The organism is Rossellomorea sp. GQ25 (assembly GCF_059758515.1).
Genome location: NZ_JCAXEQ010000001.1, coordinates 559631 through 582917, shown reverse-complemented (window position 1 = coordinate 582917; position 23287 = coordinate 559631). Strand labels below are relative to the sequence as shown.

Below are 23287 nucleotides of genomic sequence, written 5' to 3'. Positions count from 1 at the left end.
TAGAACGAAAACTTTTCGACTTATTGTGTGATGTAGTTTAGAGGGGGAATCGAAATGGCAAAGAACGATGTATTTAATGCACGATCTTCTTTCGAACTAGAAGGAAAACGTTATCATTACTATCGTTTAAAAGCGCTTGAAGAAGCAGGAGTAACAAAAATTAACCGCTTACCTTACAGTGTAAAGGTATTGTTGGAGTCTGTACTTCGTCAGTTTGACGGACGTGTGATCAACAAAGACCACGTTGAAAATTTAGCAAACTGGGGCTCAACTGAAGTCAAAGATGCGGAAGTTCCATTCAAACCTTCCCGTGTCATCCTTCAAGATTTTACTGGAGTACCCGCAGTAGTTGACTTAGCATCTTTACGTAAAGCAATGGCTGATATTGGTGGAGATCCACAAAAGATCAATCCTGAAATTCCAGTTGATCTTGTAATTGATCATTCAGTACAAGTAGATAAATATGGTACAGTTGGGGCTTTACAAGCGAATATGGATCTTGAATTCGAACGGAACGCTGAGCGTTATCAGTTCCTTAGCTGGGCTCAAAAAGCATTTGAAAACTATCGTGCTGTACCACCAGCAACGGGTATCGTACACCAAGTTAACTTAGAGTATTTAGCGAATGTCGTTCACGCTGTTGAAACAACAGATGGCGATTTTGAAACATATCCAGATACACTAGTTGGTACTGACTCTCATACCACTATGATCAACGGTATCGGCGTATTAGGTTGGGGTGTAGGTGGAATCGAAGCTGAAGCAGGGATGCTTGGTCAACCTTCATACTTCCCAATCCCAGAAGTTATCGGGGTAAAACTGACAGGTGAACTTCCTAATGGAGCAACAGCTACTGACTTAGCTCTTAAAGTTACACAAGTATTACGTCAAAAAGGTGTAGTAGGGAAATTTGTTGAGTACTTTGGAACAGGGGTAGCAACATTACCACTTGCCGACCGTGCAACAATTGCCAATATGGCTCCCGAATATGGTGCTACTTGTGGTTTCTTCCCAGTTGATTCAGAGTCTTTAGACTACCTTCGTTTAACTGGTCGTGACGAAGACCATATCAAAATGGTAGAGGAATATCTAAAGAAAAATGATATGTTCTTCACACCTGAGAAGGAAGAACCAACCTATACAGATGTAGTAGAAATTGACCTTTCTGCAGTGGAACCTAACCTTTCTGGACCTAAACGGCCACAGGATTTAATTCCGCTTACTGATATGAAAGAATCTTTCAATAAGTCAATTACAGCTAAAGAAGGCGTTCAAGGCTTTGGTTTAGATGCGTCTGAAATTAATAAAACGGCAAAGTATACAACGGAAGATGGTAAAGATGTAGTTATGCCTACCGGAGCGATTGGTATCGCTGCCATTACATCTTGTACAAATACATCTAACCCATATGTTATGCTAGGTGCTGGTTTAGTAGCGAAAAAAGCAGTAGAGCTTGGAATGAACGTTCCTGATTACGTAAAAACTTCTCTAGCGCCAGGATCAAAAGTTGTAACTGGTTACCTTAGAGATTCAGGCTTACTATCTTACCTTGAAGATATCGGCTTTAACCTTGTAGGGTATGGTTGTACGACTTGTATCGGTAACTCTGGTCCATTACGTCCGGAAATTGAGAAGGCTGTATCAGATGCTGACTTACTCTTAACATCTGTACTTTCAGGAAATCGTAATTTCGAAGGTCGTATTCATCCATTAGTGAAAGCAAACTATCTTGCTTCACCACCACTAGTTGTTGCTTATGCATTAGCTGGTACAGTAGACATTGATCTTCAAAAAGATTCTCTAGGTAAAGATAAAGATGGAAATGATGTATTCTTCAGAGACATCTGGCCTTCTCAAGATGAAGTCAAAGATGCTGTGAAATCTACTGTTACTCCAGAGTTATTCCGTAGAGAATACGAGCATGTTTTCTCTGAAAACGAGCGCTGGAACCAAATCAAAACAAGTAATGAGCCACTTTATAGCTTTGATGATCAATCAACATATATCCAAAATCCATCTTTCTTCACTGGATTAGCAACTACTCCAGAAGATATCCAAGGATTAAATGGACTGCGTGTTGTTGGTAAATTTGGGGACTCTGTAACAACTGACCACATTTCTCCTGCAGGTGCTATCGGTAAGGATACGCCAGCTGGTAAATACCTACGTGCTAACAATGTTGAGCCACGTGATTTCAATTCATACGGTTCTCGTCGTGGTAACCATGAAGTGATGATGCGTGGAACGTTTGCGAATATTCGTATTCGTAACCAAATCGCTCCAGGAACAGAAGGTGGATTCACAACTTACTGGCCTGAAAACAAAGTAATGCCGATGTACGATGCTTGTATGAAATATCAAGAAAATGGTACTGGATTAGTTGTAATAGCTGGAAAAGATTACGGTATGGGATCTTCTCGTGACTGGGCAGCTAAAGGTACAAACCTTCTTGGTATCAAAACGGTCATTGCAGAAAGCTATGAGCGTATTCACCGTTCAAACCTTGTAATGATGGGAGTGCTTCCACTTCAATTCAAAAAAGGTGACAGCGCAGAATCTCTAGGCTTAACAGGTAGAGAAACGATTTCTGTCAATGTTACAAACGATGTTAAACCTCGTGATATCTTAATGGTTACTGCTGTAGCTGAAGATGGTACAAAAACAGAGTTCGAAGTACTAGCTCGATTTGATTCAGATGTAGAAGTAGACTACTACCGCCACGGTGGAATTCTACAAATGGTTCTACGTAATAAATTAAAAGCATAATGCATGCTAAAAGCCTCGGGTCTTCCCGAGGCTTTTTTTACTTCCCTTTAACAACCGTTAAGCTAAAGGTCACTTGAAATTCCATGACTAAATTGAGACAAGCTAACATAAGATGAAAGTAATATCATTCCTGTGAGAGGAGCACACTCCTTTGAAATCTATTTTTGGCATTTTGCTTGTAGCTTTATTAGTCTTCACGTTCTATATGGAGAATAAGTCAGAGCCCACTTCGTTTTCTGAAAGCACGTTCGGGCAAGCTGAGGAGTATGATCAATTAATCGATATAGAAGAAGGAGAGGTTTCGGAAAATACTCCTGTAGAGAACTATCCTGGACCGAATGTTGGGGACAAGGTCATCGACTTTAAATTGGATACTTTATCCGGAAAATCCGTCACTTTATCTGAATTGAAGGGAAAGAAAGTGGTTCTCAATTTCTGGGCTACTTGGTGTCCACCGTGTAAAGAAGAAATGCCGATCATGCAGGAGTTCTATACGAAATACGGTAAGGACGTTGAAATATTGGCAATCAATATCGATCCCCAATACAACGTAAAAGAATACCAAAAAGCAATGGGACTCACATTCCCTATCCTTTTAGACAAAGACGACAAAATCAACAACGCATACGACATCCTAACGGTCCCAACCACCTATATCATCAACGAACAAGGAATCATCACCCACAAACAAATCGGCGCCATCACCAGCCTTGAATCCTTCACCGCGCTAATCAAGTGAGGGACGGACCTTCAACCGTATTAATACACTGATAACTTATCGCTGACGAGGGACGCACCTCTACAATTCAGAGCTTTCGATATTCAATCGTCCATATCCGATAAGCCTTCCAGAAAAACAACTCTACTATTGTGACCTTTGTTTAAAATATCTGACATTTGGATATACTACTTATAACAAACCACAATGGAGAGTGAGGGGGATTGGATTGCGCAGACCAAGAAAAAAATCATTTGCAGATCTTGTGAAAGAAAACAAAAAGCAGCTTCTTCTAGATCAGGATGCCATTGATGCCATTGAAGAACGAATCGATGCCAGACTGGAAATAAAGCGCCCAATGGGCAAAGCCGAGTAAGGAATTACGAGGCTTATTTTTTTTGCTTCAGGTATTAATACTGCCAATTATTACGCCTTTTTTTCCGTCTCTTTTTGGTAAACATACTAGTAAGGAGGGGAAGTTTATGAGTAATCCTAAAGGTAGTCGAAAGCACTTTGTACCTAACCATCTTGGTACACAACCAAGATCTGCAGGCGGCAACAAAGGTAAACAAATGCAAGATAAATCAGGTAAGCATGCGCAAGTCATCCAAACAAAGGGTGAATAACTCTTACCCATGTGACAAAAAATGAAAAGGGACCGGCCTTAAGGTCCGTCCCTCAACACAAATAGCAGGAGGAATGCAGGATGGCATGGGATAAACCGAATCCGGATGATCGTAGTGATAATGTAGAGAAGCTTCAAGGCATGGTTCAGCATACGATTGAGAATATGGAGAAGGCTGAGGAGTCGATGGCTTTCACAGACAGTGAAGAGCAGCTTCAGTCTATTAAAGAAAAGAATGAACGTCGCCGAGAAAGTCTTCAAGCTTTCCGAAACGAAATTAAAGACGAAGCTCATCAAACAGAACAATAAAAGGAATCATCTGCAACCCGAACTGAGAAGGCTCTTAAGAGAACTTGGCTGTTCGGGTTCTTTCATCAATAAAAGGTTAGCAGCCTTCACTCCTAAGCCTAATTGTTCAATGCCTTCTCCATCTATGTTAAAATGAGGAAGGATACTGATTAGATGAAGAGGGTGTAGAGGATGCATATTGCTGAAAAAACCATTGAGGTACGATACGCAGAAACCGATCAAATGGGTGTTGTGTATCATGCGAATTATCTTGTATGGATGGAATTAGGAAGAACGCAGCTTATTGAAGATCTCGGCTTTAAGTACGCTGATATTGAAAAAAAAGGGATTCTATCTCCAGTGATTGATCTGAATGTCAGCTATAAATCACCGGTTCGTTACGGGGAAAAAGCGTTTATAAAAACGTGGGTTGAAGAATATGATGGGCTCCGCATTACATATGCTTATGAAATTTATAATGGGCAAAACCAGCTGGCCATCACGGGACATTCGAAACATGTTTGCGTCAAGCAAGAAAACTTCCGTCCGATTTCGATTCGAAAGATGTTCCCACATTGGCACGAAGCATACGAGAAGGTCAAGAAGTAATGTCTACATAATTGAAAGACCCTCTTGAAAACTACTTTACGGAAGCATGATAGAAAGGAAAATCTCCATGGCATTCGGGTTAACCAAACATGAATTACATGCATGGAAGCAGCGGGTGAAGCGTGGGGAAATTGCATTTCTCACTCATTATTGGCTTGATGCCCGATTTCCCCATGCACGATCTGTCACGAAAGTGGGCTGTTGTGATCTGGATACATTAACACAGTGGGGAGATAAGTACGGGTTGAAAAAAGAATGGATTCATGAAAGGGAAGACGGTTTTCCCCATTTCGATCTACTAGGAGATATTCAATATAACATTCTTCTAAAAGAGGGACTCCACGACCATATCTCACGTTTTATAAACCGAAAATAAAATGGCTGGCGAATGCCAGCCGCTTTCCATGCTACCTTACTTTTTGTACTCATATGAAGGTTCTTGAAGCTTATCGTCAAACTCGACGTACAAATCATGACCATCAAAAAACCATAAATCTCTTTCTTCAATAAAAAATTCCCGGTTCTCGATTTCAATTCGTTCGCCGAGATCAACCGGTTCGTCTTTGTTCACTCCTAATGAAAAACTATCATGCAGAGGACTGGAACCTCCATAGCGTACATAAAAACGAACTTGTTCGCCTTCTTCTACAAGCATTTCGTTCTTAAACCACGTAAGAGCTTCTTTTGAAATATGTATCTTCATTGATGAGACTCCTTTCTCTACAGGTATTCCTCCAGAGTGTTTCATGTTTCTTTACAAAGAAGGTTTCATTTCATATTATATACATAGAAAAGAAGAACATCTACTAATACGCATAAAGGATGAGATGGATGAATACACAAGCATTATTATACTACATAGGTGCATTTATATTTACCGGATTAAGTGTATTGACGTTCCTGCAATTACACGATGCGAAATATCAGATAGAAGCCGGCACCTTTATTATCATTGCTGCCCTCATTTATTATGGGATGGTCACTCTATTCTTTAAGGGAAGCCGCAAAACTTTCTTGATGGCCAATGCCTTATTGGCTGTATTAGCCCTTGGAGGCATATTCTTTAATTCATTGCTATTTGGTGGCCATTAAAAAAACGAGCTTTCCGTTGTGGAAGCTCGTTTTTTTATGGCTTACAAAATTCAGGTTAATAGATAGGCAGATGGCTTTAGGAATGTCACCTTCCGCTTTTTATTATTCAGGCAGGCCATTCACCATATGTGAAACCATTTCTTCTTCTGAATAAGCAATCAACCCATTCTTCTTAGCAAACCCAAGAGGGTAGATTCGGTAGTTATTGTAATGATTTTCCGAAACAAAGGTCGGCTGAAATTCAATGGAAGGGTACGTAATCTTGGAATTTCCTGGTTTCATCGTTTTTTCTACTTGAACCGTAACCATTCCTCCAATATCTTTGAAATCATCTTTCTGTCCTGAAAGAAAATTCCCTAATGAATAGATGACTACGGCATCACGGCCATCACTCGTTTTGTATGTTTGGATTGGCTGCAGGACGTGTGGGTGATGCCCAAAAATGATATCAACACCATTTTCTGTTAACACATTTGCCAGTCTTTCCTGTTCCTCAGTAGGGAAGCGTTGATACTCATTCCCCCAATGCAAACTCAATACGACTAAATCAATGTTCATACTTTTAACTTTCTTGACTTCTTGTATCATGTTTTGCTCGTCAATTAGATTGACTAAGTAGTCTTTCCCCTTTGGAACAGGGATTCCATTTGTTCCATATGTGTATGAAAGCAGGGCAAACTTGATACCATTTACATTGAAAGTACGAATTCGTTCCTTGTCTTCCTGACTTTTAAATGCACCCACATATGGCATGGATATCTTCTCATAATAGTCGATTGCACTTAGAAGACCTTTTTCACCTTGATCCAATGAATGATTATTGGCAGTCGTGACAGCATCCACCCCCACGTCCTGTAAGGATTTCACAATTTCTTTCGGACTATTGAAGAGCGGGTAACTGGAAACGCCCAGTTCCACACCAGCCGGGGTTGATTCCTGATTGGCTATCAGAAAATCAGGGGCAGCCAGCATGTCCTTGATCGGTGAGAACATAGGGGTGAAGTTATACCCATTTTCATCTTTTGCATCATTATATACTGTATCGTGGAGAAGAATATCCCCGATGGCGGCAAGTGTTGCATTGGACTTTATCGATTTCCCCGAAGCTCTAACTTCTTTCGTCGTATGGAGCAAAGAGTAGAGGTTCTCATTCTGATCTCCTTCAGCAGAGGTGTTCCAGTCTGCGTATTGCTTATTTACAAGAAACCCGATCCCTAAGAGTAAAGGAACACAAAGGAATACTCCTGTCATTAATCGCTTTTTATTCATATTCATCATCCTTTATATATACACTACCTCTATTTTACAAAATAATAAGGGAAAGCGGGACATATTTATGAAAATATTGAGGTGAATTATCGTTTTTTTGTGAATTTTGAACTATTTTGTATCATCATGATCCTATTTGCCTTTTTATATCCATCATCTTTCTCAAACGAATGAAAGGCTATACCTTTTTGATTTATCTAAAACCAAAAAAAAAGCCACCTCTACAGCCAGAAACTCTCCAATAGAATAAGGGAGAGCCTGTCGCTTAGGTCGCTTTTTTACTACAGCCACTTGATTTTAGGTTCCGTTTTATTTTTGATTCGGACAATATTCGCACGATGTCTGTAAACAACGAAAATGGTCAGGATACCTACGACAATAATAAGTGGAATATCTCCTGTGAAGATCGAGTACGTAAAGGCGAGCACCGCTGCTATCATAGAAGAGAGTGATACATACTTGGTTGCATACAAGCAAATAAAAAAGACTGCCAGTAAAATTAAAAATAAGATGTAATTATAGCCTAGAAGAACACCTGCAGAGGTAGCTACTGCTTTTCCTCCTTTAAAGTTTGCAAATACGGGATACATATGACCAATCACAGCAAATACGCCAGCCAATAACATATGTACATCACTTTCAAATAGCAATGGTAAGAGAGTTGCTACCGTTCCTTTTAAGATATCCATTATGGTGACAATCATCCCGGCCTTCACACCCAAGGTTCTGAACGTATTGGTTCCGCCAAGGTTACCACTTCCATGCTCGCGGATGTCTTTTCCGTAGAACGTCTTCCCAATCAGTAATCCTGAAGGGATGGAGCCTAATAAATAAGCTAATACAAGTATAAGGGCAAAAATCATCATCACTGCTCCTTTTAAAATAACTAATCCGTTCTTATTTTAACATGTTTTCCATAGGATGGGGAGAAAATAAGCGAAAAAATTAGTACCTGTTCATAAAAGTAGATAATATCTTTTATTCCTCATAAATCTGATTCACATGGAGAGAAGTATGTTAAAATGGACACACTTTACATAGTTGAAATGAAGGTGTACACATATGCAATTAGTTTTTTCAGCGCTTCAATGGGTGGCCTTTATGGTCGCAGGCTCAATCGCCGCTCCAATTGCCATAGCTGACCTGTTTCAATTGTCTCCAGCAGATACGGCAGGGTTTATTCAGCGGACCATCTTTGTGTTAGGAGCCGCCAGTCTTATTCAAGCAGTAGTTGGTCATAAACTTCCCATTAATGAAGGACCCGCCGGACTGTGGTGGGGGGTTTTCGCCATCTATGCAGGTTTTTCAGGAACCCTGTACAGCAGTCATGAAGAAGTGCTGACCGTTTTACAAGGGGGGATGATTGTTAGTGGTGTGATTTTCTTTATTTTGTCTGCTACAGGACTACTAAAGAAGTTATCAACTTTATTTACACCAACGATTACATTTATTTACTTAATGCTATTGATTCTCCAATTAAGCGGATCTTTTATCAAAGGAATGTTCGGGATACAGTATGAAGGACAATCTATACAGCCGTTTGTCTTATTAGGAAGTATCATAACCATCCTTTTGGCATTATACTTTTCAGGTCATAAACGAAAGTGGATTCAACAATACTCCATTATTCTTGCCCTCCTCTCGGGCTGGCTAGTCTTCATACTCATGGGATTGGGTAAAAGCGCGACTGTTTCTGACAGCTGGTTTTCATTACCGGATGTGTTAGTCTTTGGAGCACCTGTATTTGATACGGGTGTCATTGTGACATCCATTTTCATTACATTCTTGTTAACGACCAATATGATTGCTTCCATTCGAGTGATGGAAGAGGTTATGAAGGCAAAGGGACAGCCCACATATGAAAGATTTACGAAGAGCGGCTTTGCTTCGGGATTAAATCAGTTGTTCGGTGGAGTATTCTCAGCCATTGGATCTGTACCCATTTCCGGGTCTGCCGGGTTTGTTGCCGCTACAGCGATGTACTCCATTATTCCCTTTATCCTTGGAAGTGCGATCATTATGATCATCAGTCTGATCCCAAAAGTGATGAATCTATTCGCAAGTCTTCCAGCTCCAGTTGGCTATGCCGTTACCACGGTCATCTTCATCAAAATGGTCGGGCTTGCTCTCGGAGAGTACAGAAAAGAAGAGAACGTCGAAAGAATCCATTTTGTCGCCGGCATCTCTCTCATTGTAGGGGTAGGAGCCATGTTTGTGCCCCCATCCGCTTTTAAAGACATGCCTGTAGTGGTTGCCTCCATATTGAACAATGGATTGATACTTGGAACCATCACAGGAATCATCGTAGAACAATATATTCTGTTAAAAAACAAACAACACCCTGAAACCAGTAAACTATAGTTTGCTGGTTTTTTATTGTCTTGTACAGGCAAGAGTCTCTTGTATGAGGAATCCACATTATTCATAAACTAAGGCCACAAAGGCAATTTCTTGGACAACATGTTTACCTTTTGTATAATGAGGGTATCCCTTCTATGTTTAGAAAAATTTCTCAGTCCATAAAGCAGGTGTAAAAATGATTGAATTTAAGAATGTCACGAAAGTCTACGAAGATGGTACAGAAGCCATAAAGGGTATCAACCTGACGATTCCAAAAGGAAAGCTTGTTGCCTTAATCGGGCCAAGCGGATGTGGGAAAACGACCACGATGAAAATGATCAATAAGCTAATTCCACCCTCCAGTGGAACGATTCTGATTAATGGTAAAGATACTTCAGAAACCGATGAAGTGGAGCTCAGGCGTAATATCGGCTATGTCATACAGCGTATAGGATTGCTTCCACACATGACAATTGAAGAGAACATCAGCCTGATTCCACGTTTGAAAGGATGGAAGAAGGAACAATATGAAGGCCGTGTAGATGAGCTTCTAAATCTTGTCGGGCTTGATCCTAAAGTGTATCGTAAACGATACCCACTTGAGCTTAGCGGAGGACAACAACAACGGGTGGGCGTCATTCGTGCCCTGGCAGCTGAACCGCCTATCATTCTGATGGATGAACCCTTCAGTGCCCTTGACCCGATCAGCCGGGAGCAGCTTCAGGATGAATTGAAAAACATACAAAATACGATACATAAAACGATTGTGTTTGTCACACATGATATTGATGAAGCATTAAAAATCGCTGATGAGATTGCGGTAATGCGTGATGGAAAAATTGAACAAATCGCTACACCATCAGAGCTCCTGTCCCAACCAGCAAATGAATTCGTTCGGGCATTTATCGGGGAGGACCGCCTGAACGCTCCACAAACTCAGATGCAAGTAATCGATATGATGGAAGACAACTCAAATTACATGCTCTATGTAGAAGCGGAATATACTTTAATACCTTATGACGCAACGGTCCAGGAAGCGGCAAGAGTACTTCTTGAGAATGGAAAACCCTATCTCATGGTGACTAAAGGCGGCAAAATGATAGGAAGCGTCACAGCCAGCGGGATTCTTCGTGCAGTAGCCTCAGAAGGAAAAAAGGAGGCACGGTCGGTATGAATGCATTTTCACTTGTGTTTATCAACACCATTTCAAATCGCTCGGATGCCATCTTAAACGGACTATTTGAACATCTGTACTTATCATTTGTATCGATTTTCATAGCGATAGCCATCTCTTTACCGCTGGGTATATACATATCACGAAAAAAGCAAACAGCTGAATTTTTCATCGGAATTACAGCCATTTTCCAAACCATCCCCAGCTTAGCTCTATTTGGTTTTCTCATCCCTCTATTAGGGACTGGTAGTGTCACAGCGATTATTGCCCTGACCGTGTATGCACTTTTACCGATTTTAAGGAACACGTACACGGGGATCATCGGGGTTGATGAGGGAGTCATAGAAGCGGGCAGAGGGATGGGGATGACTAACTCACAGCTTCTGTTTAAAGTGGAGCTTCCTCTCGCCCTGCCGTTCATTATGGCGGGTATCAGAACCGCTACTGTCTTAACGGTGGGAGTCGCGACGCTTGCAACCTTTGTAGGAGCGGGTGGACTAGGTGACCTCATTTATCGGGGACTATCCACTTGGAATAATTCTTTAGTTCTTGCAGGGGCCATTCCTGCTGCCTTACTTGCACTTTCTTTCGACTTTTTATTAAAACTTCTTGAAAGAATGACAACACCTAAAGGTTTAAAAGCACGGAAATAAACCACATTCAAAGGAGAGTAAGAATGAAAAAGAAATTAAAACCATTTATTTTATTAATAGTCCTATCCTTCACCATCGCAGGTTGCGGAAATGGAGGGGGGAAAGACACTATTACAGTTTCAGGTAAGATGTGGACTGAGCAGTTTATTTTAACGCAAATGATGGCTGAACTTCTCAAAGAGAAAACAGACCTGGATGTTAAAGTGGAAGAAGGACTAGGAGAAGTATCGATTTTGACACCTGCTCTTGAAAAAGGCGATATCGACGTATATATCGAGTACACAGGAACCGGACTCGAAGCGGTGCTAAAAAAGCAAGCGAAGGAAGGGGCTTCAGCTGAAGAAATTCTATCTCAAGTCCGTAAAGGATACGAGGAAAAGTTCAATGTGACATGGTTAAAGCCACTGGGATTCGAAAACACGTATACCCTTGCTTATACTCAAGATCAGGACTTTGATGCCAAAACATTCTCTGACCTTGTTCCCCTATCGAAAGATTTAAGCTTTGGAGCGCCGCATCAATTCTATGAGCGTGAAGGTGATGGGTACGATGCATTTGCCGAAGCATACGGTTACAAATTCAAAGCGAAAGAAAGCTTTGACCCGAACATTATGTATGAAGCAGTGAAGAACGGAGATGTAGATATTATTCCGGCCTTTACAACTGATGGAAGAATACAACGTTACAATCTGAAAACGACTACGGATGACAAAGGATTCTTCCCACCATATGATGCTGCTCCTATCATCCGACAAGAAGTTCTGAAAGAGCATCCTGAAGTAAAAGAAGTCCTGAATGAATTAGCTGGACAAATCTCTGAGGAAGAGATGAGTGAGATGAATGCCAAGGTGGACATGGATAAACAAGATCCTAAAGATGTAGCGCGTGAATTTCTGCTATCCAAGGGATTAATTGAAGAGTAAAATGTTAAGAAGTGTCAGAAGGGATAGAGGAATAACAACACGTTCTTTTGACATCTCATTCTGTTTAGATATATTTATAAAATTTTGAAAAATTAAAGGGAAATATGGTATAAAAGAAGAATAGGACTTTAGGAACAGCTAAAGAATGAATGGATAAGGAACGATGAAGGAGTTGTAATCATCTATGGAAAACCCATCCCGAAAAGAAATTGGAAACATCCTTAAACAATCAAAACGCATTGCCGTGATTGGATTAAGTGACAATCCTGCACGAACATCTTATATGGTCTCAAAAGCGATGCAGGATCAAGGTTATGAGATTATTCCTGTAAATCCAACTATTGACGCTGCATTGGGCGTTAAAGCGGTATCTTCTCTGAAGGAGATTGAAGGACCGATTGACATCGTCAATGTATTTCGCCGCTCAGAATTTTTGCCACAGATCGCGCAAGAATTTAATGAAATTGATTCTAACGTGTTTTGGGCGCAACAAGGTGTAATGAATGAAGAGGCTTATCGCTTTTTGAAAGAACGTGGGTATACAGTCATTATGGATCGCTGTATTAAGGTTGAACATGCTTTAACCAAATAATTCTCACTCGTAACAAGCGGCTCTTACCGCTTGTTTTTTTTCGGATGGACTTTTCTTCTTTCACTACTAAAAAATCCGGTCCATACAAAAAGAAAACAGTCCGATATCAGAGTTGTTCTAGGAAATTACATTTGCGAAAATCAAATAAAACGCTACAATATAGCATAGTGGTTTACCTCAGTAATGATCAAAATAGGTAAACGAACAAACGTTCTTGTGTTATAGTTAACATATACATAACCAATACTACCGTACAAGTACTATTTACGGTTAGAGAAGTTTTGAAAGGGGAATGTTCGTGGCCAACCAGAATAAGACCATGGATTACAATGATGATGCCATTCAAGTATTAGAAGGTTTAGAAGCCGTTCGTAAGAGACCTGGAATGTATATAGGCTCTACAGATTCAAGAGGATTGCATCATTTAGTATACGAAATTGTCGATAACTCGGTGGATGAAGCATTAGCAGGCTTCGGAAATGAGATTATTGTTACGATACATAAGGATAATAGCATCTCTGTCCAGGATAAAGGACGAGGGATGCCTACTGGAATGCATAAGCTTGGCAAGCCCACTCCTGAAGTCATCTTGACTGTGCTGCATGCAGGAGGGAAATTCGGACAAGGCGGGTACAAGACCAGTGGCGGATTGCATGGTGTAGGTGCCTCAGTCGTAAACGCCCTATCTGAATGGCTTGTTGTGACGATTGAAAGAGATGGAACGAAGTATGAACAGCGTTTCATAAAAGGTGGAAAACCGGAAACCACCCTTGAGAAAATCGGAAAAACGAAAAAAGCCGGAACTTGTATCCATTTCAAACCTGATCCGGAGATTTTCAGTAATACCACCTATAATTATGAAACGCTATGTGAGCGTCTAAGGGAATCTGCATTCCTTCTTAAAGGATTAAAAATTGAAATCATTGATAAGCGTCATGATCAGAAGGAAATCTTTCACTTTGAGAGCGGGATCCAAGCCTTTGTTCAATACTTAAACGAAGAAAAAGATGTGCTTCATAACGTAGCTTTCTTCGAAGGAGAAAATCATACCATCGAAGTGGAGTTTGCCTTTCAATTTAATGACGGGTTCTCTGAAAACATTCTGTCATTCGTGAACAATGTTCGTACAAAAGACGGAGGTACCCACGAAGCCGGAGCAAAGACAGCCATGACTCGTGTCTTTAATGAGTACGCCCGTAAAGTTGGGATTCTAAAAGATCGGGACAAAAATCTTGAAGGGACCGACATTCGTGAAGGGCTCGCAAGCATCGTATCTGTGCGTATACCGGAACATCTCCTTCAATTTGAGGGGCAGACGAAAGGAAAGCTTGGTACGAGTGAAGCACGTTCAGCTGTAGATGCAGTTGTTTCGGAACACCTTCTATATTTCTTAGAAGAAAATCCCGATACAAGTTCCCTTCTTATTAAGAAATCCATTAAAGCCGCCCAAGCCCGGGAAGCGGCACGTAAGGCAAGGGAAGATGCGCGTAACGGAAAGAAACGAAAGCGATCTGAAACCGTTCTATCTGGTAAATTAACACCTGCTCAATCGAGAAATCCTCAGCGCAACGAGCTCTATCTGGTGGAGGGTGATTCTGCGGGAGGTTCAGCGAAACAAGGTCGTGACCGTAAATTCCAAGCGATTCTTCCACTTCGAGGGAAAGTCATCAATACGGAAAAAGCCAAGCTTCAGGATATCTTCAAAAACGAAGAAATCAATACAATCATACATGCGATCGGTGGGGGAGTCGGTCCGGAATTCAACGTCGACGACATCAATTATGACAAAATTGTCATCATGACCGATGCCGATACAGATGGAGCCCATATCCAGGTTCTGTTGTTAACCTTCTTCTATCGCTACATGAAACCATTATTAGAAGCAGGGAAAGTTTATATTGCCCTTCCTCCTCTCTATAAAGTAAGTAAAGGTGCAGGAAAGAAACAGAAGCTTGAATACGCATGGACGGATGAAGAGCTTCAAGGAGCCATTTCTAAAGTTGGGAAAGGCTATATGATCCAGCGCTATAAAGGTCTTGGAGAAATGAACGCCGATCAGCTGTGGGAAACGACGATGGATCCTGCAACCCGGGCACTGATCCGTGTCCGTATCGATGATGCTGCCCGAGCAGAACGTCGAGTGACGACTCTTATGGGAGATAAAGTAGAGCCGCGCCGTAAATGGATTGAAAGCAATGTAGCCTTTGGGCTGGAAGAAGACGGAAGCATTCTGGAAAATGAAAACATTACGGTCGCAGAGGAGGGGTAATACATGACAACTGTAGAAAGATATCAAGACTTACCTCTGGAAGAGGTGCTTGGCGACCGATTTGGACGTTATAGTAAATACATCATCCAAGAGCGTGCATTACCTGATGCACGTGACGGGTTAAAGCCTGTACAAAGACGTATTCTTTACGCCATGTACGTGGATGGTAACACCCAGGAAAAAGGGTTCCGTAAATCAGCAAAAACCGTTGGTAATGTTATCGGTAATTATCATCCCCATGGTGACACATCTGTCTATGATGCTATGGTGCGTATGAGTCAAACGTGGAAAGTGCGAAAATATTTAGTCGAAATGCACGGAAATAACGGAAGCATCGACGGAGATCCGCCTGCTGCCATGCGTTATACAGAGGCTCGGTTATCTGCAATCTCCATGGAGCTCTTGCGTGATATCGATAAAAAAACCGTGGACTTTGTTCCAAACTTTGATGATACATCAAGTGAACCGACAGTTCTGCCGTCACGTTTCCCTAACTTATTAGTCAACGGATCCACTGGTATTTCAGCAGGATATGCAACTGACATTCCACCCCATCATCTTGATGAAGTCATTGATGCAGCAATCATGAGGATGGAAAAGCCTCAAAGCACGGTGGATGATTTAATGACGGTCTTAAAAGGACCTGATTTTCCAACCGGTGGCATCATTCAAGGGGTAGACGGCATCAAAAAAGCCTACGAAACCGGAAAAGGAAAAGTGGTTGTTCGTGGAAAAGCTGATATTGAAAACATTCGTGGAAGCAAGCAGCAGATCGTCATAACGGAAATTCCTTATGAAGTAAACAAAGCGAATCTCGTCAAGAAAATGGATGAATTCCGTGTAGATCGCAAAGTGGAAGGAATTGCTGAAGTTCGTGATGAAACAGACCGCGATGGAATGCGCATTGTCATTGAGTTAAAGAAAGATGCAGATGCTACAGGCGTCCTAAACTATCTCTACAAGAATAGTGACCTTCAAATCGCCTATAACTTTAATATGGTAGCGATTCATAACCGACGTCCCAAACTTATGGGGCTGCGAGATTTATTGGATGCTTATATTCAACATCAAAAAGAAGTAGTGACAAATCGTACCAAACATGATTTAAATAAAGCGAAGGATCGCCAGCATATTGTCGAAGGCTTAATGAAAGCTTTGTCAATCTTAGATCAAGTGATTGCAACAATTCGCGCTTCCAAAGACAAACGTGATGCGAAGGATAATTTAATCCAGCAATTTCAATTTACTGAAGCACAGTCAGAAGCAATCGTCAGCCTACAGCTATACCGCTTAACGAATACAGACATTACCGCACTACAGGCAGAAGCAGAGGAATTAGCGAAAACGATTGCTGAGTTAACTGCTATTCTGGATAGTGAAAGCAAGCTTTACAGTGTAATTAAAAAAGAATTAAAAGGCATCAAAAAGCAGTTCTCTGATGCTCGCCGCACTAAAATTGAGGATGAGATTGAAGAAATTAAAATCAACCTGGAAGTAATGATTGCCAGTGAGGATGTCATGGTTACCGTTACCCGTGATGGTTACATGAAACGAACAAGTCTACGTTCCTATTCTGCTTCAAACGGGCAGGATCTCGCCATGAAAGAAACAGACAGGCTCCTTGGTCAGTATGAGATGAATACGACGGATGTACTTTTAGTGTTTACAAACAAAGGAAATTACATCTATTGCCCTGTACATGAACTCCCGGATATTCGCTGGAAAGACCTTGGTCAGCACGTGGGGAACATCGTGCCGATTGATCGCGATGAACAGGTTCTAAATGCGATACCGATTAGAGAATTTGATCCAGCCCATTATGTATTATTTGTAACGAAGAATGGAATGATCAAGAGATCCGAACTTCCCCAGTACAAAGCACAGCGCTACTCCCGTCCTCTTGTAGGGATCAATTTAAAAGGAGACGATAAGCTGGTCGATGTACACTTAACCGATGGTTCCTATGACATTTTCATCGCTACACACTTAAGCTATGGTCTTTGGTTTTCCGAGGAAGATGTGAACATCGTCGGACCACGGGCGGCTGGTGTAAAAGGGATTAATCTTAAAGATGAAGATTATGTTGTGTCTGGTAAAATTATCAAAGACCCAGTGAAGGATTACATTTTCTTAGCAACCCAGCGAGGGGCAGTAAAGAAAATGAAATTATCCGAATTCGAAAAGACATCCCGTGCCAAACGTGGAGTCATCATGCTGCGGGAATTGAAATCAAACCCACATCGTGTGGTAAGAATAGAAGTGGCTAAAGATACAGATAAGGTAGGTCTGATCACAAAAAAGGGAAAAACAGAAGAAGTGCTCCTTTCAGATCTTAGACCAAATGACCGTTATTCAAATGGATCATTTGTGATTGATGAAGGGGTTAGCGGATCTGTTTGTGAAACGTGGGCAGAATCACTACTACCCGAAACAAAAGAATAACAACTCAGAGAAATGACCAGAAATATTTCTGGTCGTTTTTCATTTAAGGAAATCGAATATCATATGTATATTCATTCAAAATTGTTGTACAATACCCGTAAAAAATTGTACAACAATTAATATTATTTCAAAAATATGAATTTATCAGTTGAATAGGCATTTATTTTTTGATAGATTAAGAAAGTGTCTAAATGGGTAAACACACATAGATTCATACATTATTTGTCATAAATACAAACATCTAGGGGGAACAATTATGGAGTTATTCACAAGTATAGTAGGCACCTTGAATGATTTTATGTGGTCATACATACTGATTGTGGCGCTTATCGGTCTCGGTTTATACTTCTCATTACGAACAAAATTCGCACAATTCCGTTACTTAGGAGAAATGGGAAGATTATTAACAGATAAAACCACGATTTCAGCAGAAGGAAAACGAGGCATTTCTTCCTTCCAAGCTTTCACGATCAGTACCGCATCCCGTGTCGGTACAGGTAACCTGGCTGGGGTTGCAACAGCAATTGCCGGGGGTGGACCAGGGGCTGTATTCTGGATGTGGCTGATTGCCCTTCTAGGAGGAGCGACCAGCTTCGTGGAGAGTACACTTGCACAAATCTACAAAGTGAAAGATGGAAAAGACGGCTACCGTGGTGGTCCCGCTTACTATATGGAAAAGGGATTGAATGCCCGTTGGATGGGAATCCTGTTTGCCGTTATCATTACATTCTGTTTCGGCCTTGTGTTCAACTCGGTACAATCCAATACGATTTCTCTTGCAATGGAAGAAGCGTATTCATTTGATCGTTTGACTGTAGGAATCATTCTAGCGGTTCTGACCGCACTTGTTATTTTCGGTGGGGTAAAACGAATCGCCAGTGTAACTCAAATTGTCGTTCCGATCATGGCGGTTCTATATCTGATTCTGGCATTATTTATTCTAGTCACCAATATTACCATGCTGCCAAATATGTTTGTGATCATTTTTGAAAATGCATTTGGTATTCGTGAAGTAGCAAGTGGCGGAGTAGGGGCAGCCATCATGATGGGAATCAAACGTGGTTTATTCTCGAATGAAGCCGGTATGGGTAGTGCGCCGAACGCAGCGGCATCTGCGGGTGTCACTCACCCCGTAAAACAAGGACTTATTCAAACTCTTGGTGTGTTCACTGATACTCTGCTTATCTGTACTGCAACAGCCTTCATGATCATCCTGTCTGACCAATACACCACAGGAATCGATGGCATTCAGCTGACGCAGGCAGCCTTAAGTTTCCATGTAGGGGAATGGGCAGATATATTTGTCGCTGTCGCTATATTCTTATTCGCCTTCAGTTCGATTATCGGAAACTACTACTACGGGGAAACCAATATCGAGTTTATCAAATACAGCCCGATCACTCTATTCATCTACCGAATGGCCGTTCTTGGAATGGTGATTTTCGGAGCGGTTGTCAAACTGGATATTGTGTGGAGCCTGGCAGATTTATTTATGGGTCTAATGGCGATCATCAACTTAATCGCCATCACGCTATTAGCTAAAATCGCGATATCTGCACTAAAAGATTACCGGGAACAAAAAAGACAAGGTAAAGATCCTGTTTTCTACTCCAACTCTATTAAAGGGCTAAAAGGAATTGAGAGCTGGGAAGCGAAACCTGAAACCACAACAGAACAAAAATAATATGAAAGGACCAACCTTTATCAGGGGTTGGTCCTTTTTGACTGCTTTATGCTAAGAAAGATGAGAAAAGAAACGAGAATCTTCACATAGATTTCCCTACTTTGGTGAAAATAAAAGTGAATAATTTTCTATCGAGGAGAGAGAATCATGAGAAAAGAATTACTATTTGCTTTCGGCGCTTTCTTTGTTATGTCCCTCCATGCCATTGCAGGAAACTTTTCCAGTGAACCTTTGGATAAGCAGCCTGTGAATGAAATGACTGTTAATGTGTATAAAAAAGATGTAACCGGCGATGGTAAAAAGGATACGATTACGCTTAAGGCGGTTCCATTTTCTCCTGATGCCCTGTTTCTGAAACAAATTTGGGCGGATATAAAAACGTCTGAAAGTAGTGAGATTCGAATTGATTATGAAGGTGGCTATGAGCCGAAAATCCAATTCGTTGATTTAAATCATGATGGAATAAAGGATATGCTGTACTCATCAGCTACAGGGGGAAGTGGTGGACTCTATAATGTAGCGCTCCATACGTTAGCAGATAATAAACTGGTCGATATTGGATTACCTGAGCCCTTAACGATTCAAGCTCAGTTTGAAGATGACTACCAAGCTTCAATTTCATTTGTAGATACGAATCAATCCTACACAGTCGATTTACGTGACAGAAAAGAAGACTATGATCGATTGGGGATATACATGGACGGAACCTTAAATGAACCTATGGAATTAATGGTTTTACCTTATGCATTTTTTGAGCCGACGAAAATCATTGCGAAACCTGGTAAGGGATTAAAAGGTTATCAGCAAATAAGCGGTGCCTATAAGGCAGATGGCATCGGAACGGCCACGTCTTATTGGTATTATGAAAAGGATAAATGGAACCTGATTAAGATAAAGTGGAAAACAAATAAGTAGCGGAACCGTTTCTAGGCTTTTATCATACTCTGTTGTAAGCCCATTTTTGTAAAGGAGGCTTACACATGAGTGAATTCAAGCCTGAAAAGCTAGCTGTCACGTATTTACCACCAGCTTCAATCTTCAATCCAATTGATAACCGAAAATACACATTAACTCATTCTGATGCGACGGGTGAACTATTTTTGAGCGTTGGTTGTCACTTTGATTTGGAGAAGATCAATCCATCCATGAGGGACGAAGTGTTAGGAGAATGGAGAAGAGACCTTGGTCAATACACTCTTGCAGGAACCGTGTATGTGAGTGGGGGAGAATATGATCAACAGCTTTCTAACGTACGGTTTATGATTTTCAAAAGGGAGCTGCCATTGGCATTAGCAGCAATGGTGAACGGTGATAAAGGATTCTACACGTACTATCCATGGCTCCTGGATGCACCCATCATCATCTGCTTTGAATCTGTATTCCCGGAATTTCAGCAAACGCTTTATTTCGGGACACCAAGACAATATTTATTGAAATAGTGCTCAAGCATAAAGAGGTCCGATCTGATCTCTTTATGCCTTTTCTTTGTGTAGCTTCACTGTAGTCATTTATAAAGAAGAGAGGCAGAGATATTACAAGTGATGTATGGTTAGATCGGGTTCACAAAGTTGGGTTGAATAATTTAGTAAAGTAGAAAAAAAATCGTAGACAAAAAAACTTACCAGAATAATATTATGTAAACTAATAAGCAAGTATGAACGCAGCAGCTAACAAATGGAATGATATGATACATATAAAAATTAAAGAACTAAAACAGAGTAAAATCAACTAAATAAATTATCAGATAATAAGGATGGGAAATTCGTAAAAATCTACAAATCACATTTGATATCTGGATACCAAAATTAAGATGGATGACCAGACGAATAAATCATGAGCAAATTAAATTTCAGGAACTTGATTAATAAATCAAAATAAATGAATAGTATTAACCAAATTTAAGTGTTGATGTATATGATCTCATTTTTTTCTTTCGTCTCATTGTTAACAGTATACTTTTGATACGAGACTGAAATCAGTTATTTTATTTATGTGCCGATAATAAATATTATGTAAACTATAAACAAACCTTGAGTAAACGATAACTTTTACCTCTACTTCTCATGACGAGCGACACAAAAATACTAACAAATGTGACACAAATGTAAGGAATCTTCCTCTATTGTTTAATTTTAGATTTCTATTCGAAAGATTAAATTAATTGATTATAATAATGAAAATTTCTTTTATCATTTTATCCTTAGCTAGCTGTGATACAAATCTAGAGATAAAATGACGCAAAAATACTGATTATACTTGTAGTTGCTCTTCAATAACATATACTTTTTGTCTCTCGTCATCACATGACATGAACAACTTAGATGTGACTCACACAACTTACCTGTGACTAAATTAAAGAAGTAAATTAAAATGGCTAGGAGCAAATTGATTGCTTCAATTAAAGCCCCCTATAATGGAATATGCTCGTTACTTTTAAGTACCATATTTAGCCCCTCAGCAGGTTATCAGGCTTTTCCTGATTTATGGAAATTCCATTTTGTTCCTTATTGGCTTATTCAACTAACGCTACCCGTTAGTTATACATAAAGACTACACATTATATAAATGATGTGACAATAAGTAATTATTTCTTACCTTTTAGTTCTAAAAGTATAGGTGCTATATTTAGTAAGATAGAAACAATTGTCAAAAACCATAATGCCCTTTCCATACCAGGTACTACATCCCCTAAAGCTGACCAATCTTCTACTTTTACCCACCGAGATACAAGACTATATTCTGAACAAAGTGTTAATGCTGTAAATGATAGTCCTATCGCCATAGCAAGCTTATAATCCTTTCCTGCTTTATACATATAAAGATTTATAAAAGTTGCTACTATTGCAATAACCCCAAATATTATAAACATTACTAACCTCCATATTTTTTTATTTTTGTCGTGTAATAATACTAATGTGCATCATCTCAATTTTTTGCATTACTTTTTTATTAGACATTAATACGTCAAATCTTACTTTATAGTAAATGCTCTTCCTTTTGTGATTTCTTATTGAACAAACCTGCCCAATAATTGAGGGCAATAGCTGGATCAATTAGCTGATCTTCAGTTATTGCCCCCGTTTGTGGAAGATACTATATATTCCCAAGCCAAGGTAAATAAGAATACCAATTGCCATTATGATATCTCCCTAAACCATCCAACCCATTCCAGTCCAACCTCTGATAAAGACAAGATAATAAAGGCGATGTATCCGATAAGTATTACGACGAAGGGAGTGATTAACATTTTTTTATATTTTGTAAACAAAAAGTGAACAAAAAACAAAATCACAATTACACCCAAGACTTCAACAGATGTTACCGCTTTCCAAAAGTATTCCCCCATACAGAAATCTCCCCCTAAATATTGACCTTTACATATGACGATTACCAAGTAATTTAAGTTTCGTTTGTCGAAATAATTCGATTAACCTGCCCTTAACTTAATACCAATTATTTCAATATCAAGCAGCTTACTCAAGATAAATTTGAAAAATAAAAAGAAGCTCATCCTGCTCCGGATAAGCCCCGTTAGTTGAATACACAAAAAACTAACCAACATATTGGAGAATCAGCTGGTAAATTGCTACGCAAAGCCCTAAAATACAGGCTTTCATTTTGGAAGGGTGTTTTCTTTTACTAAAAAGTAAGTAAAAGAAAACAACTATAAATCCTAAAGGAACCCATAGCTCGAGGGTACCTTCTTTTGTATCTCGAAAAAAAATTGGACCTACGTGTGTGCTAATCAAAAAGTAAATAAAAACTGCATAACGACGTGTTTCTAATTGCTTACTCCACCTTACTAAAAAGTAAATAATTATTATTGAAATATTGCAATGATAG

Annotated in this window: 23 protein-coding genes; 18 read left to right on the top strand and 5 right to left on the bottom strand. The window is 40.1% G+C overall.

Annotated features, from left to right (window positions below):
- Positions 1-54 precede the first annotated feature (54 nt).
- From acnA to AC6CIB_RS03155, 7 genes are all read left to right on the top strand, one after another.
- Complete coding sequence (acnA, locus tag AC6CIB_RS03185; protein ID WP_498277968.1) at positions 55-2766, top strand: aconitate hydratase AcnA; 2712 nt, start codon at positions 55-57, stop codon at positions 2764-2766.
- Between the two features lie 151 nt (positions 2767-2917).
- On the top strand, positions 2918-3505 hold the full coding sequence (locus AC6CIB_RS03180) for a peroxiredoxin family protein (protein ID WP_498277966.1): 588 nt from the start codon (positions 2918-2920) through the stop codon (positions 3503-3505).
- 208 nt (positions 3506-3713) lie between these two features.
- Positions 3714-3860 carry an FbpB family small basic protein gene (locus tag AC6CIB_RS03175; RefSeq protein ID WP_082892732.1) on the top strand — a complete coding sequence of 49 codons (147 nt, stop codon included), beginning with the start codon at positions 3714-3716 and terminating at the stop codon, positions 3858-3860.
- Positions 3861-3966: 106 nt separating this feature from the next.
- Positions 3967-4110: an acid-soluble spore protein N gene (locus AC6CIB_RS03170; protein ID WP_498277965.1), complete on the top strand. Its 144-nt coding sequence runs from the start codon at positions 3967-3969 to the stop codon at positions 4108-4110.
- An 80-nt stretch (positions 4111-4190) separates the two neighbouring features.
- Positions 4191-4418 (top strand): small acid-soluble spore protein Tlp, encoded by a 228-nt coding sequence (gene tlp / locus AC6CIB_RS03165; protein WP_498277963.1) that lies wholly within the window; start codon positions 4191-4193, stop codon positions 4416-4418.
- A gap of 171 nt (positions 4419-4589) precedes the next feature.
- Positions 4590-5006, top strand: a complete 417-nt coding sequence (locus tag AC6CIB_RS03160; protein WP_498277962.1) for an acyl-CoA thioesterase — start codon at positions 4590-4592, stop codon at positions 5004-5006.
- Positions 5007-5073: 67 nt separating this feature from the next.
- A complete protein-coding gene (locus AC6CIB_RS03155) occupies positions 5074-5382 on the top strand; it encodes a hypothetical protein (RefSeq protein ID WP_498277961.1) in 309 nt (102 codons plus the stop codon).
- Positions 5383-5418: 36 nt separating this feature from the next.
- On the opposite strand, the gene AC6CIB_RS03150 is transcribed toward AC6CIB_RS03155, so the two are convergent.
- Positions 5419-5709: a HesB/YadR/YfhF family protein gene (locus tag AC6CIB_RS03150; protein ID WP_498277959.1), complete on the bottom strand. Its 291-nt coding sequence runs from the start codon at positions 5707-5709 to the stop codon at positions 5419-5421.
- 128 nt (positions 5710-5837) lie between these two features.
- Here AC6CIB_RS03150 and AC6CIB_RS03145 point away from each other — a divergent pair, with 128 nt between their 5' ends.
- Positions 5838-6098 carry a hypothetical protein gene (locus AC6CIB_RS03145; RefSeq protein WP_498277958.1) on the top strand — a complete coding sequence of 87 codons (261 nt, stop codon included), beginning with the start codon at positions 5838-5840 and terminating at the stop codon, positions 6096-6098.
- Between the two features lie 102 nt (positions 6099-6200).
- On the opposite strand, the gene AC6CIB_RS03140 is transcribed toward AC6CIB_RS03145, so the two are convergent.
- Both AC6CIB_RS03140 and plsY read right to left on the bottom strand, forming a co-directional pair.
- The gene (locus AC6CIB_RS03140; protein WP_498277957.1) at positions 6201-7367 is read right to left on the bottom strand and encodes a CapA family protein; all 1167 of its coding nucleotides are present in this window, start codon (positions 7365-7367) and stop codon (positions 6201-6203) included.
- Between the two features lie 281 nt (positions 7368-7648).
- Entirely contained in the window at positions 7649-8230 is a 582-nt protein-coding gene (gene plsY / locus AC6CIB_RS03135) for a glycerol-3-phosphate 1-O-acyltransferase PlsY (protein WP_482632556.1), read from the bottom strand.
- A 199-nt stretch (positions 8231-8429) separates the two neighbouring features.
- Here plsY and AC6CIB_RS03130 point away from each other — a divergent pair, with 199 nt between their 5' ends.
- The 10 genes from AC6CIB_RS03130 to AC6CIB_RS03085 all read left to right on the top strand — a co-directional run bounded on the left by AC6CIB_RS03130 (position 8430) and on the right by AC6CIB_RS03085 (position 20883).
- Positions 8430-9728: a purine/pyrimidine permease gene (locus tag AC6CIB_RS03130; protein ID WP_498277956.1), complete on the top strand. Its 1299-nt coding sequence runs from the start codon at positions 8430-8432 to the stop codon at positions 9726-9728.
- A gap of 175 nt (positions 9729-9903) precedes the next feature.
- Positions 9904-10881 carry an ABC transporter ATP-binding protein gene (locus AC6CIB_RS03125; RefSeq protein ID WP_498277954.1) on the top strand — a complete coding sequence of 326 codons (978 nt, stop codon included), beginning with the start codon at positions 9904-9906 and terminating at the stop codon, positions 10879-10881.
- Positions 10878-11534 (top strand): ABC transporter permease, encoded by a 657-nt coding sequence (locus AC6CIB_RS03120; RefSeq protein WP_498277953.1) that lies wholly within the window; start codon positions 10878-10880, stop codon positions 11532-11534. The genes AC6CIB_RS03125 and AC6CIB_RS03120 overlap by 4 nt, the downstream gene beginning before the upstream one ends.
- Positions 11535-11557: 23 nt before the next feature.
- Entirely contained in the window at positions 11558-12457 is a 900-nt protein-coding gene (locus AC6CIB_RS03115; RefSeq protein ID WP_498277952.1) for an ABC transporter substrate-binding protein, read from the top strand.
- 184 nt (positions 12458-12641) lie between these two features.
- On the top strand, positions 12642-13049 hold the full coding sequence (locus AC6CIB_RS03110; protein WP_498277950.1) for a CoA-binding protein: 408 nt from the start codon (positions 12642-12644) through the stop codon (positions 13047-13049).
- A 298-nt stretch (positions 13050-13347) separates the two neighbouring features.
- The gene (gene parE / locus AC6CIB_RS03105) at positions 13348-15318 is read left to right on the top strand and encodes a DNA topoisomerase IV subunit B (RefSeq protein WP_498277949.1); all 1971 of its coding nucleotides are present in this window, start codon (positions 13348-13350) and stop codon (positions 15316-15318) included.
- Between the two features lie 3 nt (positions 15319-15321).
- On the top strand, positions 15322-17760 hold the full coding sequence (parC, locus tag AC6CIB_RS03100; RefSeq protein ID WP_498277948.1) for a DNA topoisomerase IV subunit A: 2439 nt from the start codon (positions 15322-15324) through the stop codon (positions 17758-17760).
- Positions 17761-18016: 256 nt separating this feature from the next.
- Complete coding sequence (locus AC6CIB_RS03095) at positions 18017-19444, top strand: alanine/glycine:cation symporter family protein (protein ID WP_498277947.1); 1428 nt, start codon at positions 18017-18019, stop codon at positions 19442-19444.
- 147 nt (positions 19445-19591) lie between these two features.
- Positions 19592-20359, top strand: a complete 768-nt coding sequence (locus tag AC6CIB_RS03090) for a YybI family spore inner coat protein (RefSeq protein ID WP_498277945.1) — start codon at positions 19592-19594, stop codon at positions 20357-20359.
- Between the two features lie 65 nt (positions 20360-20424).
- Positions 20425-20883: a staygreen family protein gene (locus AC6CIB_RS03085; protein WP_498277944.1), complete on the top strand. Its 459-nt coding sequence runs from the start codon at positions 20425-20427 to the stop codon at positions 20881-20883.
- Between the two features lie 1145 nt (positions 20884-22028).
- Here the strand turns inward: AC6CIB_RS03085 and AC6CIB_RS03080 are convergent.
- Both AC6CIB_RS03080 and AC6CIB_RS03075 read right to left on the bottom strand, forming a co-directional pair.
- Positions 22029-22313 carry a hypothetical protein gene (locus AC6CIB_RS03080; protein ID WP_205167851.1) on the bottom strand — a complete coding sequence of 95 codons (285 nt, stop codon included), beginning with the start codon at positions 22311-22313 and terminating at the stop codon, positions 22029-22031.
- A 267-nt stretch (positions 22314-22580) separates the two neighbouring features.
- Positions 22581-22790, bottom strand: coding sequence for a hypothetical protein (locus AC6CIB_RS03075; RefSeq protein WP_498277942.1), 210 nt, complete (start codon positions 22788-22790; stop codon positions 22581-22583).
- Between the last annotated feature and the right edge of the window lie 497 nt (positions 22791-23287).

Excerpts from the sequence above, each read along its gene's own strand:
- AC6CIB_RS03155 (WP_498277961.1), top strand. The coding sequence starts at position 5,074 with ATGGCATTCGGGTTAACCAAACATGAATTACATGCATGGAAGCAGCGG.
- AC6CIB_RS03115 (WP_498277952.1), top strand. The coding sequence starts at position 11,558 with ATGAAAAAGAAATTAAAACCATTTATTTTATTAATAGTCCTATCCTTC.
- AC6CIB_RS03090 (WP_498277945.1), top strand. The coding sequence starts at position 19,592 with ATGAGAAAAGAATTACTATTTGCTTTCGGCGCTTTCTTTGTTATGTCC.
- AC6CIB_RS03120 (WP_498277953.1), top strand. The coding sequence starts at position 10,878 with ATGAATGCATTTTCACTTGTGTTTATCAACACCATTTCAAATCGCTCG.
- AC6CIB_RS03110 (WP_498277950.1), top strand. The coding sequence starts at position 12,642 with ATGGAAAACCCATCCCGAAAAGAAATTGGAAACATCCTTAAACAATCA.
- AC6CIB_RS03140 (WP_498277957.1), bottom strand. The coding sequence starts at position 7,367 with ATGAATAAAAAGCGATTAATGACAGGAGTATTCCTTTGTGTTCCTTTA.
- plsY (WP_482632556.1), bottom strand. The coding sequence starts at position 8,230 with ATGATTTTTGCCCTTATACTTGTATTAGCTTATTTATTAGGCTCCATC.
- AC6CIB_RS03160 (WP_498277962.1), top strand. The coding sequence starts at position 4,590 with ATGCATATTGCTGAAAAAACCATTGAGGTACGATACGCAGAAACCGAT.
- AC6CIB_RS03130 (WP_498277956.1), top strand. The coding sequence starts at position 8,430 with ATGCAATTAGTTTTTTCAGCGCTTCAATGGGTGGCCTTTATGGTCGCA.
- acnA (WP_498277968.1), top strand. The coding sequence starts at position 55 with ATGGCAAAGAACGATGTATTTAATGCACGATCTTCTTTCGAACTAGAA.
- AC6CIB_RS03085 (WP_498277944.1), top strand. The coding sequence starts at position 20,425 with ATGAGTGAATTCAAGCCTGAAAAGCTAGCTGTCACGTATTTACCACCA.
- AC6CIB_RS03125 (WP_498277954.1), top strand. The coding sequence starts at position 9,904 with ATGATTGAATTTAAGAATGTCACGAAAGTCTACGAAGATGGTACAGAA.
- AC6CIB_RS03170 (WP_498277965.1), top strand. The coding sequence starts at position 3,967 with ATGAGTAATCCTAAAGGTAGTCGAAAGCACTTTGTACCTAACCATCTT.
- AC6CIB_RS03145 (WP_498277958.1), top strand. The coding sequence starts at position 5,838 with ATGAATACACAAGCATTATTATACTACATAGGTGCATTTATATTTACC.
- AC6CIB_RS03075 (WP_498277942.1), bottom strand. The coding sequence starts at position 22,790 with ATGGGGGAATACTTTTGGAAAGCGGTAACATCTGTTGAAGTCTTGGGT.
- tlp (WP_498277963.1), top strand. The coding sequence starts at position 4,191 with ATGGCATGGGATAAACCGAATCCGGATGATCGTAGTGATAATGTAGAG.
- parC (WP_498277948.1), top strand. The coding sequence starts at position 15,322 with ATGACAACTGTAGAAAGATATCAAGACTTACCTCTGGAAGAGGTGCTT.
- AC6CIB_RS03095 (WP_498277947.1), top strand. The coding sequence starts at position 18,017 with ATGGAGTTATTCACAAGTATAGTAGGCACCTTGAATGATTTTATGTGG.
- AC6CIB_RS03080 (WP_205167851.1), bottom strand. The coding sequence starts at position 22,313 with ATGTTTATAATATTTGGGGTTATTGCAATAGTAGCAACTTTTATAAAT.
- AC6CIB_RS03150 (WP_498277959.1), bottom strand. The coding sequence starts at position 5,709 with ATGAAGATACATATTTCAAAAGAAGCTCTTACGTGGTTTAAGAACGAA.